Here is a 15,906-nt window from a genome sequence, read left to right on the forward strand (position 1 = left end):
AATTTAAGACTTAAAAAACTTTTTCCGAGTCAAAAAGTCTCTAAAATTCTTCATTATGTAAAAAAAAGTATAATAAAGTACGAATAAACTTTAGTCTTCATATCGCTTTATCGCGTTTTGAAGGATTTTTTTCATCTTGTTTCTTAGGTATTCCGGTCGCAAAACCTCAATTCCATCTCCAAAACCCAATAAAATGCGTTCCATTTCATAATTAGAAGAAATCATTAAATGAACGATAATACTATTATCCTCATTTTCCTGAATCAGTCGTTGTGTGTGATGCAAAGGTTTTGTCAATACATAAGGAGCATTTGCGGCATCAATCCAAAGTTCAATTCTTCGTGGTTGTAAACCAGTATTTACCGTAACGCCAATTACGTTTTTATAATAAACATCAGCATCAAAATCCTCCTCTATATAAGGAAGATTAAAATCATAATCAATTGCAATGATTCTGTCCAAAGCCAGATTTGTAATCGGTTGAGAACCTTTAGTCTTCCCGATCAAAAACCAACGATTATTGAATTCCTTCAAAATAAAAGGATGAAAATGAAATTTACTTTCTTCCCGCGATTTAAACGATTTATACGTAATCATAAGCACAACCTTCTTGATAATCGCCTGATAAATCTCATCTAAATAATGCAAACCTTTCAAGCCTTCGTTTTTATCCAGATAAATAACCGGTTTCGTATGCGATTTCTCCGAGTAGATTTTATCCTCCAAACGCTGTAAAATATCCGAAACATCATTAAACAGCGAAAAATCCTTAAACTGCTTCAACATCGAAACCGTCTCCGTCAAAACATTCATATCCGTTTCCGTCAGCGGAATATCCGTTATCGTAAATTCGTCGTCATCATATTTATAAAACTTCTTATCATAAACGACAATTGGCGCGTTATAACCAAGCTTTTCACTTCGCATCAACTGAATATCCATTTGGATTGTTCGTTTGCTAATTGGGTTTGCTCGACCTTCATATTCAAACAAAGCTTCAGAGCAACATTCGATTAAATCTTCGAGAGTCCATTGCCTGTATTTATTCTGCAGACATTTGTCTATTGTTTTGTACCGTATTAAGGCGTTCTTGTTTTGTGACATATTATTATGTTTTTGCTCGCAAAGTTGGGAAGTCGCAAAGTTTTTTTTGTCTTTCGCAGATTAAGTAGATTAAGCAGATTTTTTTAATCATTTTAATCTCTTAATCTGTGGCTTAAAAAAAATGAATACTTTGCGACTTCGCGACTTCGCGAGATTCAAATTTTAGATATTTTAATTTCGTATAATTATTTCTTATTTTTGGGCATGTCCCTCTTGGTCGGGCTTTCCGTTTCAATTGTTCATTCCAATTATCCATTCCAATTATCGTAGAGGCGCACAGCAGTGCGTCTTTCGTAATGTGAATAAATTGTGGTTACGTTGCGTGAGACGCACTGCTGTGCGTCTCTACAGACATACTCTGCGACTTTACGCGATTAATATCTACGTCAACAACAAAATCTCTTTTTCAATATTAATTCTCGCTTTCTCTTCATATAAACCTCTGAATTCATCCGTTTGAAAAATAAACTCATATTCCAGAAAATGTTTCAACGCTTTTGCGCGTCCTGGTTTATAGAGAAAATCAGGATAAATGAGATATTCCTTTCTAATCTGTTCAAAGTAAATCTGATATTCATTCCATTTGCGGGCGAGAATTTTCAAATCAAAATCAATTAACCAATTAATATCTTCATTTGCATTATGCTGATGAAGTTGCGTTGCACAAATCGCATCAAAAACCAATTGACTATCAAAAGATATATTTTTAGGTAAAACCGATAATGCAAATTCAGCACTTTTGAGTTCATTATCTTTTTTAGAACTCTTATATACATAATCGTGGTAAAAAATCGAAAATAATATTTCGTCAGGATTTTGAAGTTTATCAGAATACGTTTCAAAACAGAGAATCATATCATTTATATGTGTCAGATTATGATAATATCTTGATTTACCGGAATATGCTTTTTCTAAATCAAGCCAATTTTGCTGAATTTCTTTATCAGTAAAACCAATATTAGCAAGCAATTCGGTATATTTTTCCTTTAGATTCATATCCTTTTTTACTCAAAAATAACATTCTTTTTTTACTGCGCAAAATAATTGCGTAGTAGTTCTGAAATCTTTGTAATGTCAAAAGAGAACAACGATAGATTGTTTAATTTTTAAAAACGAGAAATTATGAAATTCAATTTTTTAGCAAAAGAAAAAAACACTGTAGTTAATTACGAAAATGCAACCGCTTATACATTAACAACAGATTATGAATTGTATGCAGCGGTTGTAACAACAAGTTTGAATGCTTCATTTTATGAAAAAGATACAACTCGTTTAGAAAGAATTAAAGAGTTGATCAAAAAAGCCGATCCTGTTTTTGTTGCAAAACTAGCCGTTTATGCCCGAAACGAAATGCATATGCGTTCAGTTCCATTAGTTTTAATAGTAGAATTGGCCAAAATATATTCCGGTGATTCCTTAATCAGTAAAATGATTACACAAGTTATACAACGTGCAGACGAAATAACCGAATTATTGGCGTATTACCAAATGACAAACGAGAGAAACGGAATCAAAAAATTAAACCGTTTGTCGAAGCAAATACAAAAAGGTTTGGCACATTCATTCAATAAATTTGACGAATACCAATTCGCAAAATACAACCGTGATGGTGCAGTAAAATTAAAAGATGCCTTGTTTTTGGTACATCCAAAAGCAAAAGACGAAGCACAACAACTATTGTTTAATAAAATTGTAAACAATAGTTTAGAAACGCCATATACATGGGAAACGGAGTTGTCAAAAATAGGTCAGATAAAGTATTTTAACGAAGCCGAAAAGCAAAAAGCATTCACTCAAAAATGGGAAGAATTGATCGATAGTAACAAAATTGGTTACATGGCTTTGTTGCGAAACTTGCGAAATATTGTCGAAGCCAACGTTTCACGATTTCATATATTAAAAGTTTGTGATTATCTTTCTAATGAAAAAGCGGTCGCAAACTCAAAACAATTGCCATTCCGATTTTTAGCCGCTTATCGCGAGTTAAAAACAATGGATTCTAAATATACGTCCATGATTTTGGATGCTTTAGAAGATGCCGTTTTGGTAAGTGCGCAAAATATAAAAGGTTTCGATATCAATACATCCGTTGTAATCGCTTGTGATGTTTCTGGTTCGATGCAAAAAAATATCTCGCCAAAAAGTAAAGTAATGCTTTATGATATTGGTTTGATGTTGGGTATGTTGATGCAAAACCGTTGTAAAAATGTGGTAAGCGGTATGTTTGGTGATCGATGGAAAATAATCAATATGCCAAAACGAGCGATATTATCCAATGTAAACGAATATTACAAACGCGAAGGTGAAGTAGGTTATTCGACAAACGGTTATTTGGTTTTGGAAGATTTGATCAGCCGAAAAGAAATTGTAGATAAAGTGATGTTGTTTACAGATGTTCAAATGTGGAATAGCAATATGACAAAAGATTCATTTGCAAACTCCTGGAACCGCTATAAAAACATCGCACCAAATGCAAAATTGTATTTGTTTGATTTGGCAGGTTACGGTCAGGCACCAATAAATGTTGAGAAAAACGATGTGTATTTAATCGCAGGTTGGTCAGATAAAGTATTTGATGTATTGAATGCTTTAGACGATAAAAGCAGCGCATTAAATTACATCAACCGAATAGAATTGTAAAAATAAAATCTACTGCGCAAAATAATCGCGCAGTAGTATTTGAATCTTTGCAATAGAAATGTTCATTGAAAATAAAACAAGTGCCGTAAAAAAGAGTTCCTTCGTGTCGTGGGTTCAATTCCCATCAATTCTATTATAAAGATAGAATTGTAGCTCAGATGGTAGAGCAGAAATATGTTTCTTTTTGAATGTTGTCTTGTTTAAAAAAAATAGTATTGGTTTCGTAGATAAGAGTTACTTCGGGGGAATTGTAGTACAGGTTCGAATCCTGTTCAGTTTAGGCTGATAGTGAAATGGTAACACACAATTATATAGTCTCTTATTGATTATTATCCAATGCTTTAAATAAAAAAGAATGTCGTAAATAAGGGGTACTTCGTCTCAAATTTGGGGAGGAATAGCAAAGTTGTAGAAACAGCAAGGTTATCCAGTTCGACTCTGGCAAGACAAGCCCCGTTTCTCTTATTGCCTTTAACTTCTTTTTAAAACTGAAAAATGTCGTATGTGAGAAATACTTCGTTCCAAAAAGAATTCTCATCAATTGTTGCTTTTTCGAATTTATAAGATGCCGTGTATAAAGTGTTACTTCGCCTTAAATGAAAATCGTCACTTATACAATATTGCTCTTAAAAAAAAAGAGTGTCGTCAGGAAATGGTTACTTCGTTCCAAAGAAATTTAAACCATTCCTAAACATTACCTCTTTTAAAATTAAAAACATAAATATTTTAGATTATGACAATCAAAGAAATAAAATATAAAGCAGAAAAGAAGTTCGAAAAAATGCAACTCAGAGATGATTGTTATGGATTTCAAATACAACCTAATACCAAGTTTATAAAAGGTATTAGCAGAAAAGAAATCGATAAATTACAAGTATTATTTGGCTTTGATTTTCCTTGGGATTATAGAGAAATGCTTTTAATTCTGGGAGGAATAGATACTCCGGAAATTTCAATTGATCCGGACGGAGAAGAGGAAATAAGATTTAATAATTTTTTTTACCAATATCCAGGAGATATTGAGAAATCAAAGTGGTTGATTGAAGATATAAATACATTCAGGTTTTATGCAGAAGAAGTTTTAACAGAAGCAGGATTTGACGTTTCTAAAATTGTAGGTTACATTCCAATTTACAACCACAGAGTACTTGTTGTTTTCGAGAATAAATATCTTTCTCCAGTTATTTCTGTTATGGGTGGTGATATAATCGTATTCAGCAACAGTTTGAAAGAATATCTGAAGTACGAATTTTTAAATGATTAATAATTATACGGAATAATCACATAATGATGCAGCAATTTTGCGCCTTCATTTAATACAATTTATAATGAAAAATATTTTCCCATATCCGTATTATATTTATGGTTCTGATGATTCTACAGATCAGGATGTTATTATTATAGTTCCAAAAAAAGATATGCCGGAAACGCAGGAAGACCGAAAAAATAAGGTCTTTTTTCTTTTAAAAGAATATAATCTGAAATGGAATGCAACATTAGCGGTTATCGAAAATGGGAAAATTATAGATACAATTTTTACCAAATCATGGATTGATTCCATAAATAATGCTGTTCTTGAAACGTATAGTTTACATCAACAGGAATATGATTTATTAATAACCGAAAGACAAATTAGAAATAAAACATTGGCGATTTACAAAGCTGTTCGTACCGTTTTGACCATGCTGACACGAACAGAATACAGAACTCAGATTCGTCCAATTATAAAAGGAATTCATGATTTTAATTTGAAATTGGAAGTACTTGGCAAAATAGATTTTCTTTCACTTTCAGAGTTTCATCAGAAGAATACACCAGATACAGATATTTGGAAAATTATAGCTTTTTATGTCGGACAAAATATTGCTCTTATCGAAAATGATATTGAAATATATACCAAAAAGAACTTTGTAAGCCATTACAATGATTTGAGCGCCTTTATTTATAGAAAATCAATTACTGCTGATGATAAAATGATTTTGCAGCAATATGTTAGTCATTGGCTGAAACTGCTTCAAAATTTTGGAGAATTCAAATCGGAAAATGGTTTTTTGACTTGTAAAGAGGAATGTATTGATATGTTAAATGAAAAATTTTAATTGGTTTGATCGTTGTGTTTGTTATTTCGAGAGAGGAGAAATCTCCGTAAGAAGCTCGACAATGATTGACGACTTTGATTGCGGTGTTCCTGATGTAATTTTTTTAGTGTGGTTGCTTCGTTCCTCGCAATGACATAAAATGAGGAAACCGTTACGAAACAAAAACCTTTGCCTCTATGAACCTTTGCAACTTTGTACCTAAAAAAAAACCTACGCAAAATGATTGCGCACTAACTTTTGAATATTTGTTCAAAGAAAAGAACTAATGAATACAACGCTTTTAAAAGAGATGATTTCCAAAAATTATGTAAGGGTAAACAAACATCCTAAACATGATTTATATATTTATAATTATACGCAAAGTGCACAATTTGAGAGAATTTGGAATGAGGTTACTTTGGCGTGTAGAGGTTTAATTTTGGACGAAAAAGAGAATGTAATTGCAAGACCCTTTCCTAAGTTTTTTAATTTAGGCGAAATGGAAAATCAAATACTTCCGGATTCCACTTTTGAAGTTTATGATAAAATGGACGGTTCAATGGGAATTTTGTACTGGATGGATGAGGTTCCGTTTATGGCAAGCCGAGGTTCTTTTGCAAGCGCACAATCCCATAAAGCGAATGAAATGCTACAGGGAAAATATAGAAATTCATGGTCACTTTTGGATAAAAACAAAACCTATTTATTCGAGATTATTTATCCCGAAAACCGCATTGTTTTAGATTATGGTTCGGCGGAAGAATTGGTTTTATTAGCTATTATTGATACACAAACTGGTGAAGAATTTCCGCTGGAAGATATTGGTTTTCCTTTGGTTGAAAAATATAACGGAATCAAAGATATTTCCCTTTTAAAAGAAATGGATATTGCAAACAAAGAAGGTTTTATCATTAAATATGCAAACAACTTTAGAGTAAAAATTAAATTTGAAGAGTATCTTCGTTTACACCGAATTATTACTCAGGTTTCTAACTTGAATATCTGGGAATATTTGAAAACCAATCAGCCAATGGAAGAAATTCTGGAACGAGTTCCGGATGAGTTTTTTGATTGGGTGAAAGAGACCAAAGCAGATTTAGAAAATAAATATGCGGTAATAAAAGATCAGGCAAAAAAGGATTTCAAAGTATTAGAAACGGTCAAAGAAACCGCTTTTTATTTCATGACTTGTAAACATCCGGGCGTATTATTTGCAATGCTGAATAACAAAGATTATTCAGTCATTATATGGAAAATGATTCGGCCAACATTTGAAAAACCGTTTAATAGAGAAGAAGAATAAAATGAGAAAAGTAATTTTAATGAAAGGATTGCCGGGAAGTGGGAAATCTACTTTGGCTAAAAAGATAATTGCAGATAATCCTGAAACCTATAAAAGAATCAACAGAGACGATTTGCGCGCTATGTTTGATAACGGAAATACAACTCAAAGCAACGAGAAATTCGTTAAAAAAGTACGTGATTTATTAATCGTAAAAGCTTTGGAAGAAGGGAAAAGCATTGTGATTGATGATACCAATTTATCGGATACTAATTTTAGACGCGTTTCACAATTAGTTAAAGAATATAACACAAAATTTAATGAAAAGGTTGAAGTTGAGGTTATGGAAGTCAATACAGATGTTGCGGTTTGTATTGAAAGAGATGCTTTGAGAGAAAAACCAGTTGGAGAAAAAGTGATCAAAAAAATGCACCGACAATTCTTTAAAGATTCACCGGAATACGCAATCCAAAACCCGGATTTGCCAAAAGCTATTATCTGTGACCTTGACGGAACTTTGGCTTTAATGAATGGAAGAAGTCCTTTTGATGCAAGCAAATGTGATCAGGACGAAATCAATAATCCAGTGGCGAATGTTTTGAGAAATTACAAGAAATTAGGTTACGAGATATTATTAGTTTCAGGAAGAGAAGACCGATACAAAGAACCAACGTTGAGGTTTCTTGAAAAACACGAAATCGAATACGACGCTTTAATCATGCGAAAAACTCAGGATAGCCGAAAAGACTCCATCATCAAAACCGAAATCTATAACGAATCTATAAAAGATAAATACTTTGTAGAATTTGTTCTCGACGATAGAAACCAAGTAGTGGATACCTGGAGGAATGATCTGAAATTACCGTGCTTCCAGGTTTATTATGGGGATTTTTAAAGGAGGTTCAAAGGTTCAGAGTAACAAAGGGACAAAGGTGTGAGAAGTTAGAAGCAAGATGAAAGAAGCAAGAAGCTAGATGAAAGAAGCTAGATGAAAGAAGCAAGAAGCAAGATGAAAGAAGTTAGATGAAAGAAGCAAGAAGTTAGATAAACAGTGTGAGAAAAGAGAAATTAAGTTTGAACATAAAGTCTTGCCTCTTGTCTCTTGCCTCTTTACTCTCCAAAAAATAATAAAAAAATAAATTTAAGGTAAAAGAGAGGAAAAAAACCTTAGCACCTTAGCCTCTCAGAACCTTAGCAACTTAAAAAAGAAATGAAACAATACATAGACATAGGAATTAACCTAACCAATAAACAATTCCAAAACGACATAGACGATGTTGTACAAAACGCTTTAGACGCCGACGTGTCGCAAATGATACTAACCGGAACAAGCGTACGAAATAGTGAAGAATCTGCTCGAATAGCAAAAGAATATCAGGGAATATTATATGCAACGGCGGGAATTCATCCGCATGATGCGAAGAGTTTTGATGCACAGAGCATTTCGAAACTGAGAAATTTATTAAAACAGAAACACGTAGTTTCGGTAGGAGAGTGCGGACTCGATTTTGATCGGGATTTTTCGCCCAGAAATGTTCAGGAAACTTGTTACAAAGCTCAACTTGAATTGGCGATCGAAGTTCAGAAACCTTTGTTTTTGCACGAAAGAGCCGCTTTTGCAAAGTTTATGAGCATTACCAAAGAATATTTGCCACAATTGCCAAAAGCCGTTGTACATTGTTTTACGGGAAGTTTGCAAGAAGCCAAAACCTATCTCGATAACGGATTTTATCTCGGTTTTACCGGAGCAATTTCGGATAGTAAACGTTTTGAGCATTTAAAAGAAGTAATTCAATACGTTCCGCTTGATCGAATGATGATCGAAACCGATGCGCCATTTATGCTTCCAAAAAACACTCCGATTAATCTCTTGAAAAAATACCATGAACGCCGTTGCGAACCAGCTTTTCTGCCTTTTGTTGCGGCAACAGTTGCACAGTTCAAAGGAGTTTCGGGTATTATAGTTGCGGAGGAAACTACGAAAAATGCTAAGAACTTTTTTGGCATTTAATAATTTAACAAACTTCAATCCAAACAGACTAATTCTTCTATATAATCCATCTTAAACGGTAGTTTAGATTAAGTTTTTTATCTTGGGATTTTTACTACAAAAACAGGTATTTATACGCTGTTTTTTCGTTTTAAATAACTCTAATTTTGAATTTTAATATCAAACCACGGATGTTAATATTAATTGGAGTTTAGAAATGAAAGAACAGAATACAATCATATTGCTATTTTCTTTTTTGCTAATTACCACATTTTCATTTGCTCAAAATGAAAGATTAATTATTGGTAGAACAACCGGTAAGTTGTTTATTAATAAAGATTTAGTAATAAGAACTTTTGGTTTTGCCAATTCGCTTTCAGGACAGGTTACTTTGCCGGGATATGATATTGATGTAAAAGAGGGAGATAGTGTGAAAATCGATTTCTGGAACATTTCTCAAGGAAATCCAGTCTCTTTATATTGTAAGGAAATTGAATTCACACAACTGAATAAACAAAAACAAATAATGAATAAAAAAGAACCGGTTCACCACATGGAACACGGTTTTTATTCTTTTCAGGCAAAAAAATCAGGAACCTATTTGTATTATAGTCCTGAAAATTATCCGTTCAATCTTCAGGCTGGTATGTTTGGAGTAATTATTATCCGACCAAAAGAAAAAGATTCCTTAGCTGATAAACCTTCAACCGAAATACTTTGGTGCAGTAACGAAATAGATACCAAATGGCACACAGATGCTATTATGGGAACAGAATATGACGATTCGAATAAACCAATACTTCTTCCGGATTATAAACCGAATTACTTTCTGATAAATGGTAAAACACTTCTGAAAAACAAAGGTTTACAATCCTTTCAACTGAAACAAAATGCTGTATTACTCCGTTTAGTCAATGCAGGATTATATGTTCATGATATTCTATTTCCATTGGATACAAAACTTCAGATTATATCAGGAAATGGTAATCATATCAAGGTTTTAACTACAGGAAATAATGTAAAACTTAATCCTGGAGAATGTCTGGAGTTGTATGCTTTTTTAGGAAATACTGCCCAAAAAGCAAAGATTAGATATCAGTTTATAAATCCTCTTTCAAATAAAATATATCATCAGGCCGATATTCCGGTTTTTTATTAAAATCTAAACAAACACCCCATGAAAAAAAATCTACTTTACCTCATTATTCTCCTTTATTTTTCGTTTTCCTCTGCACAGAACAAACCCACTTTTTCTGTAGTGGGAAATGCAACAAATAAAGAAAGTGTGCAAAAAAATAAACGATTAGACATTTCTAAAATTAAAGTCGAAAACGTATCCAATAAACCCATATATCTGGTTTGGGAAACGGTTTCGAATACTTTTCCTAAAGAATGGGATTGTTCTATGTGTCAGCATGGAGCTTGCCAAATCGGAATTCCAAAAGGTTCTGCTTTCAGTAAGTTAAATGCAGATCAACAAGGATTTATTGCAATTCATGTTATTCCTGCCAATAAAACAGGAAACGGGATTGTTAAATTCAAAATCTACGATAAAGCAAATCCCGCTTATGCCGAAATTTTAACCTTTGAAGTTCAAGTCCTCTAATATTAAAACAAATCTATTATTAACCTAAAAAATAAGCAAAATGAAAAAAATTACTATATCATTATTTATTATTTTGATTACAATTTCTGGCTTTGGTCAGAGTTCAGGTAATGTAAAATATATTCGACACAATGTTAACACCGCCGAAGGTCAAGCAGATCTTTTGGCAATGAATACAGCCTTTAAAAAAATGCGCGAAATGGGCTGTGAGAATGGTCTTGGTTGGTATTATCAAGGCGCAATACATAATATTCCGGATTCAATTGCCGGAAAAAATGAGCTTTGTGCACAATATCAAACAAGCAAAGATAAATTGTGGGCTTGGGGCGATTGTACGCATAAAAGAAACTCAGAAGCTGCAAACTTAAATTTTCTTTTATGGCACAGATTGTACATTTGGTATTTAGAAAAAATAGTTAGGGATTTATCCGGAAAGCAAGATTTTGCGATACCATATTGGAACTACGGAAGCAAAGAAGTTGTCGATAATATTTTGCCAAAAGAAGCAAGAGACAAATCCGGTTCTTTGTATGCGCCAGCAAGATATAGTGTTCTTAACAACGGAAAACCAATTCCTGATAATGACCTTACACAAATTCAGTTAGCACTTGATGAATTAAAAACAAATCCTTCTTTTACAGGAGCGGCAGGATTTAGCAAAAACCTCGAAGGTGCGCCACATGGTTTTATGCACGATCTTATTGGAGGAGAATATGCAGATCCAAAAGAAAGCTATTATAATGAAATCTACCAATTAAAAGACTTTTCAGGATTAATGGCAAATGTTCCTTCGGCTGGATTTGATCCTGTTTTTTGGTTGCATCACAGTATGATTGACCGTATTTGGGAATCTTGGGATGTTTCGGCTTATGGGCAGCGTCCTACATTAGAACAGTTAAAAGCAAATCCCTGGACATATGAATTTATCGCACCAGACGGAACGCATATTACCTATACAATGGAGGAAGTCTACAAGATCGTTTTCAATTTAGATTATAAATATGACAATTTGCTTTATGGATCTAAAACTCCGGTTTTGGCTTCTAATGAATCAACTTCAAAAAAGAAAGTTTCATTTCAGGATTCAAAAGAGAAAGTTATTTGGGAACAAAAAATCGGAAAAACAATCGAAAATACTGGTTTTACGCATAAAGTGACAAGTGCATTCTCAAAAAGTACCAATAAAGTTTTTAAAACCGAAGCCAACTCAAAAATAATATTAAATCTGGATGTAGTTGTTTACAAAGAACCAAAAGATTTTTACACCGTTTATCTACGTTATCCTGGAAAAGCAGATCAATATGTGGGAACAATGACTTTCTTTGGAGTTGCTCATGATCACGGACTCGAAGCAAATCATACAGCAGCAGAAACAGGAATAAAACTTAATTTCTCGTATTATATTTCAGATGATTTGGTAAATACCGATAAGAATTTTGAAATTATTATAAAAAAGAGCGGAATTGGAGATGCCAAAGTAACACTTGAAAAAATTAGTGTATCAAAGGCAAATTAAGCTAAAGTATAAACTCAGAAAAACAAAAGCGCTTTGATATCAAGGCGCTTTTGTTATATATTTAAAACCCAATTTGAAGCAGTTATTTTGATTATATTTATTTAATTTGCCGAAAAAATAATAATGAAATTCGTACTGCACAGAACCATAATCATAAAATCATTAATTGCCGCATTAGCGATATTAGGAATTAAAAATTTTGTTTTCAAAAACCTTTCTTTCTACGGACAGGATTTTCACGACTTGATAGAATTGTCAGATATCACGATTATTTTTACAGGTGCATTTTTTGTATTTGGATTATTATTGGCAGCAACAATGACCGATTTTAAAGAAAGCGAAAAAATCCCGGGAGAAGTTGCTTCAAATCTGGAAGCGATCAAAGATTGGATTTATCTGGCTTTCAAAGCGCCAAGAACAGGAACTTCTGATTTGTGCAAGGAAGATTTAAACCGTACTTTTTTGCGCGAAGAAATGATTACCATTACCGATGGCATTATTGCCTGGATATATTCCAGTGGAAAAGATTCTACGGTTATTTTTCCTTTAATTCGAAAATCAAACGAAATTGCCTATTATTTTGCAGAAAGAGGCGTTGACAAAGAAGCCATAAAAGGCATACAGGAAAATACCAATGCAATGCGAAAACAACTTACGCGTGCCTATTCGATTTCGAGAAACAACTTCATCAAACCAGCTTATATCTTGCTTCAAAGTATTTTGTTTATTGTGATGTCGTTTTTATTGATTAGCAAATTCAAAAGCCCTTCGGCAGATTATTTGGTAACATCTGCGATTACATTTATATTTTGTTATTTGTATTTATTAATCAGCGGTTTAGATGATCCTTTTGATATTCATAACGGAGATACCAATGTCGATTTAAAACCTATTGACCGATTCAAACAACGATTGATTTCAGATTTTTTAGTTTGATAATCGAAAGCCAATAAATAATGAATGAGAACCAGTTTTATAACAAATTAAAAGTAACAATACCAAACTTGCCAAAAGAATGGAAAGATAAATATGCTTCGTTTCTTACCGATGAAAATTTAAACGATTTCTCGAAAAATCTGTTTTATTGGTATCAAAATCCAAATGCTGAAGTTTCAGGATTGCCTTATTTTAAAGAAGAGATTGTAATTTCTAAAGAAGTTTTTTTGCCTTATTTCAAAGCTGTTTTTGAAGCTTTAGAAAGTAATTCGGATCGATTGAAATTCGAAATTATTAATATGTTCGAAAATACGCCATTCGAAATTATTTTGCTTATTTTGGGACAACGATTAACATCGGCAAGTGTTCGTGATGAAACCGCAATTCCGCCTTCAAAAGAAATTCTTTTAGAAAGTTGTTTTCAGCCTTTTAATACAGAAACCTCGATTGTTGTGCGAGCTTGGGAAAAACATGTTGGCAGAAAAAAGGATAGTATTTTTGGCGAAATAAAAGGAAATAACCAACAGAAACAGGAAACCGTAGAAAAATTGGTTCACTATATTATTGCAAATAAAACATGGTGGAATGTATTTTTTCATTACAAACATGATGTCGTTTACGAAATTAGAATCCCAAACGGACAAGGAATGAGATGGTCGCGGGACGGAAAGAAATTCATTGGGTTTTTAGAACATTTTTTAGAAGAATAAAATGAAAGAAGATATAAAATATACTTTTAGTGACGAAGAATGGCAAAGTTGTATCAAGGTTTTAAACGCGCTGAAAGAGAATCCGTTTGAGAATCCGGATAACAATTTGTTTGCGGGTTTGATTACCAAAATTCATAAAAATGCAAAAAAGAATATTCGGACTGTAAGTTATACTTCAAAAAAGCAGGAAGATCTTCAAACAAGTCTAAATGCCGAATTGGTGTCAAAAGCTTTAAACGGAATCACTTTGTTTTCGGAAAAAGAGAATCCTGACGAACAGCAATTTACCGAATTAAATTTGCCTAAAAACTGTTATTGCTGCAATCAATCGTATAAGTTGGCGCATAGTTTCTACACGAGGCTTTGTCCGGATTGTGCGGTAGAAAATTATGCAAAACGTTTTCAGAATCTGGATTTAAAAGGCAGAAACGTTATTTTGACCGGAGGACGCGTAAAAGTTGGATTTGCAACCGCGCTTAGATTGTTGCGAAATAATGCTAATGTTGTGCTTACAACTCGTTTTCCTGCGCTGGCTTTAGAGCAATTTATGCAGGAAAGTGATTTCGAAAACTGGAAAGAAAACTTAATAGTTTATGGTTTAGATTTGAGAAATTTAAACGCGATTAATGACTTTATTTCGTTTTATAAATCTAAGTTCCAGAGTTTGGATATTTTGATCAATAATGCAGCGCAAACCATAAAATATACCGATGAATATTATCAGCCTTTGATTCAAAAAGAAGATAAATTATTGGATATATTTCAGTCGAATATAAATTTAATTGCAAATCAAACTGCCGTTACAAAAGAAGTAAAAGCATTAGAATATAGTTCTGGAGAGCAAACCGAAGTACAACTCACACGTTTTGGACAACCGGTTGACAATCGCGAAAAAACAAGTTGGAATTCGACTCTGGAAGAAATTAGTATGTATGAATTGGTTGAGGTTAATTTGATCAACCAAATTGCGCCTTATTTTTTAATAAAAGAGCTAAAACCATTGTTCCTGAACTCCCATTTTGAGGAACGTTTTATTGTAAATGTAACTTCGTCTGAAGGGATTTTTAGTTATACCAACAAAACCATTTTTCACCCGCATACCAATATGACAAAGGCGGCGTTGAATATGATGACGCTGACATCGGCAAAGGAATTTGCGGTTGATTCTATTTTTATGGCAAGTGTAGATGTTGGCTGGATTTCGACGGGAGCAAAAGAAAGTTTGCGAAAAAAACAATTTGAAGAAGGATATATTCCGCCGCTGGATTCTGTAGATGGCGCCAGTAGAATTTTTGATCCAATAGTTGACGGAATCAACGGAAAAAGTATATTTGGGGTCTTATTGAAAAACTATAAAGTTTCTCAATGGTAAAAATGGGATAGTAGTTTAATTGGAAAAATAATTGCAGCCACCGCAGTGGTTTTGGGTTCGAGTCCCAACTATCCGACAAAGGTGTTAGCTCAATTGGAAGAGCACTTGCCCACCACGCGAGCGGTTGCGGGTTCGAGTCCCATGCACACCTTTATTTTTTGAGGTTCAAAGGCTCAGAGTGGCAAAGGTTCAAAGCTTAAAAATAAAACTTTGTGTCTTAGTGCCTTCGTGGCAAATACATACAAAGGCGTTAGCTCAATTGGAAGAGCAGCAGTTTGCTAAACTGAGGGATGCAGGTTCGAGTCCTTGCACGCTTTTATTTTATTTATTTTAAAGGTTCAGAGGAACAAAGAAGCAAAGGTTCAAAGCTTAAAATAAAACTTTGCGTCTTTGTGCCTTCGTGGCATAAAAAAAATACAATCCTAATGAAGGTGTTAGCTCAATTGGAAGAGCGTTCCCCACCAAGGGGGAAGGATGCAGGTTCGAGTCCTTTGCACACCTTTATTTTTTTTTGGAGATTAAAGGAACGAAGATACTTTGGGCTATTTTTCTGTCTTGTGATGAAACTACAGTTACTGAGTTTAAAGGTATTTAGATTATAATTTAATTTGTTTTTAAACATAGATTTGTAAGCTTATTTTGTGAGTTTTTGGTTTTTTATTTGTTAATTTG

14 protein-coding genes and 4 tRNA genes are annotated in these 15,906 nt (G+C 33.4%); 16 read left to right on the top strand and 2 right to left on the bottom strand.

Features of this window, described 5'->3' with window-relative positions; genetic code table 11:
* Nucleotides 1-90: 90 nt before the first annotated feature.
* Both C8C83_RS16390 and C8C83_RS16395 read right to left on the bottom strand, forming a co-directional pair.
* On the bottom strand, nucleotides 91-1,104 hold the full coding sequence (locus C8C83_RS16390; protein ID WP_121329488.1) for a WYL domain-containing protein: 1,014 nt from the start codon (nucleotides 1,102-1,104) through the stop codon (nucleotides 91-93).
* A gap of 381 nt (nucleotides 1,105-1,485) precedes the next feature.
* The gene (locus C8C83_RS16395; protein ID WP_121329489.1) at nucleotides 1,486-2,100 is read right to left on the bottom strand and encodes a hypothetical protein; all 615 of its coding nucleotides are present in this window, start codon (nucleotides 2,098-2,100) and stop codon (nucleotides 1,486-1,488) included.
* Between the two features lie 126 nt (nucleotides 2,101-2,226).
* Here C8C83_RS16395 and C8C83_RS16400 point away from each other — a divergent pair, with 126 nt between their 5' ends.
* From C8C83_RS16400 to C8C83_RS16475, 16 genes are all read left to right on the top strand, one after another.
* Nucleotides 2,227-3,744, top strand: coding sequence for a TROVE domain-containing protein (locus C8C83_RS16400; RefSeq protein ID WP_121329490.1), 1,518 nt, complete (start codon nucleotides 2,227-2,229; stop codon nucleotides 3,742-3,744).
* A gap of 733 nt (nucleotides 3,745-4,477) precedes the next feature.
* The gene (locus tag C8C83_RS16405; RefSeq protein ID WP_121329491.1) at nucleotides 4,478-5,008 is read left to right on the top strand and encodes a hypothetical protein; all 531 of its coding nucleotides are present in this window, start codon (nucleotides 4,478-4,480) and stop codon (nucleotides 5,006-5,008) included.
* Between the two features lie 64 nt (nucleotides 5,009-5,072).
* Nucleotides 5,073-5,843, top strand: coding sequence for a hypothetical protein (locus C8C83_RS16410; protein WP_121329492.1), 771 nt, complete (start codon nucleotides 5,073-5,075; stop codon nucleotides 5,841-5,843).
* Between the two features lie 265 nt (nucleotides 5,844-6,108).
* The gene (locus C8C83_RS16415; RefSeq protein ID WP_121329493.1) at nucleotides 6,109-7,125 is read left to right on the top strand and encodes an RNA ligase; all 1,017 of its coding nucleotides are present in this window, start codon (nucleotides 6,109-6,111) and stop codon (nucleotides 7,123-7,125) included.
* Between the two features lies 1 nt (nucleotide 7,126).
* Entirely contained in the window at nucleotides 7,127-7,999 is an 873-nt protein-coding gene (locus C8C83_RS16420) for an AAA family ATPase (RefSeq protein WP_121329494.1), read from the top strand.
* A gap of 315 nt (nucleotides 8,000-8,314) precedes the next feature.
* Nucleotides 8,315-9,115 carry a TatD family hydrolase gene (locus C8C83_RS16425; RefSeq protein WP_121329495.1) on the top strand — a complete coding sequence of 267 codons (801 nt, stop codon included), beginning with the start codon at nucleotides 8,315-8,317 and terminating at the stop codon, nucleotides 9,113-9,115.
* A gap of 196 nt (nucleotides 9,116-9,311) precedes the next feature.
* Nucleotides 9,312-10,253: a multicopper oxidase domain-containing protein gene (locus C8C83_RS16430; protein ID WP_233566100.1), complete on the top strand. Its 942-nt coding sequence runs from the start codon at nucleotides 9,312-9,314 to the stop codon at nucleotides 10,251-10,253.
* A gap of 18 nt (nucleotides 10,254-10,271) precedes the next feature.
* A complete protein-coding gene (locus tag C8C83_RS16435; protein WP_121329496.1) occupies nucleotides 10,272-10,700 on the top strand; it encodes a hypothetical protein in 429 nt (142 codons plus the stop codon).
* Between the two features lie 40 nt (nucleotides 10,701-10,740).
* Nucleotides 10,741-12,216, top strand: a complete 1,476-nt coding sequence (locus C8C83_RS16440; RefSeq protein WP_121329497.1) for a tyrosinase family protein — start codon at nucleotides 10,741-10,743, stop codon at nucleotides 12,214-12,216.
* Between the two features lie 123 nt (nucleotides 12,217-12,339).
* Nucleotides 12,340-13,152: a hypothetical protein gene (locus C8C83_RS16445; RefSeq protein WP_132011812.1), complete on the top strand. Its 813-nt coding sequence runs from the start codon at nucleotides 12,340-12,342 to the stop codon at nucleotides 13,150-13,152.
* A 20-nt stretch (nucleotides 13,153-13,172) separates the two neighbouring features.
* Nucleotides 13,173-13,862, top strand: coding sequence for a hypothetical protein (locus C8C83_RS16450; RefSeq protein WP_132011813.1), 690 nt, complete (start codon nucleotides 13,173-13,175; stop codon nucleotides 13,860-13,862).
* Between the two features lies 1 nt (nucleotide 13,863).
* The gene (locus tag C8C83_RS16455) at nucleotides 13,864-15,234 is read left to right on the top strand and encodes an SDR family oxidoreductase (RefSeq protein ID WP_132011814.1); all 1,371 of its coding nucleotides are present in this window, start codon (nucleotides 13,864-13,866) and stop codon (nucleotides 15,232-15,234) included.
* Between the two features lie 4 nt (nucleotides 15,235-15,238).
* Nucleotides 15,239-15,310 (top strand) — tRNA-Trp (locus C8C83_RS16460).
* A 2-nt stretch (nucleotides 15,311-15,312) separates the two neighbouring features.
* Nucleotides 15,313-15,387 (top strand) — tRNA-Gly (locus C8C83_RS16465).
* A gap of 91 nt (nucleotides 15,388-15,478) precedes the next feature.
* Nucleotides 15,479-15,552 (top strand) — tRNA-Ser (locus C8C83_RS16470).
* Nucleotides 15,553-15,662: 110 nt separating this feature from the next.
* Nucleotides 15,663-15,737: transfer RNA gene (locus C8C83_RS16475), tRNA-Trp, on the top strand.
* The last annotated feature ends 169 nt before the right edge of the window (nucleotides 15,738-15,906 follow it).

The organism is Flavobacterium sp. 90 (assembly GCF_004339525.1).
GTDB lineage: Bacteria > Bacteroidota > Bacteroidia > Flavobacteriales > Flavobacteriaceae > Flavobacterium.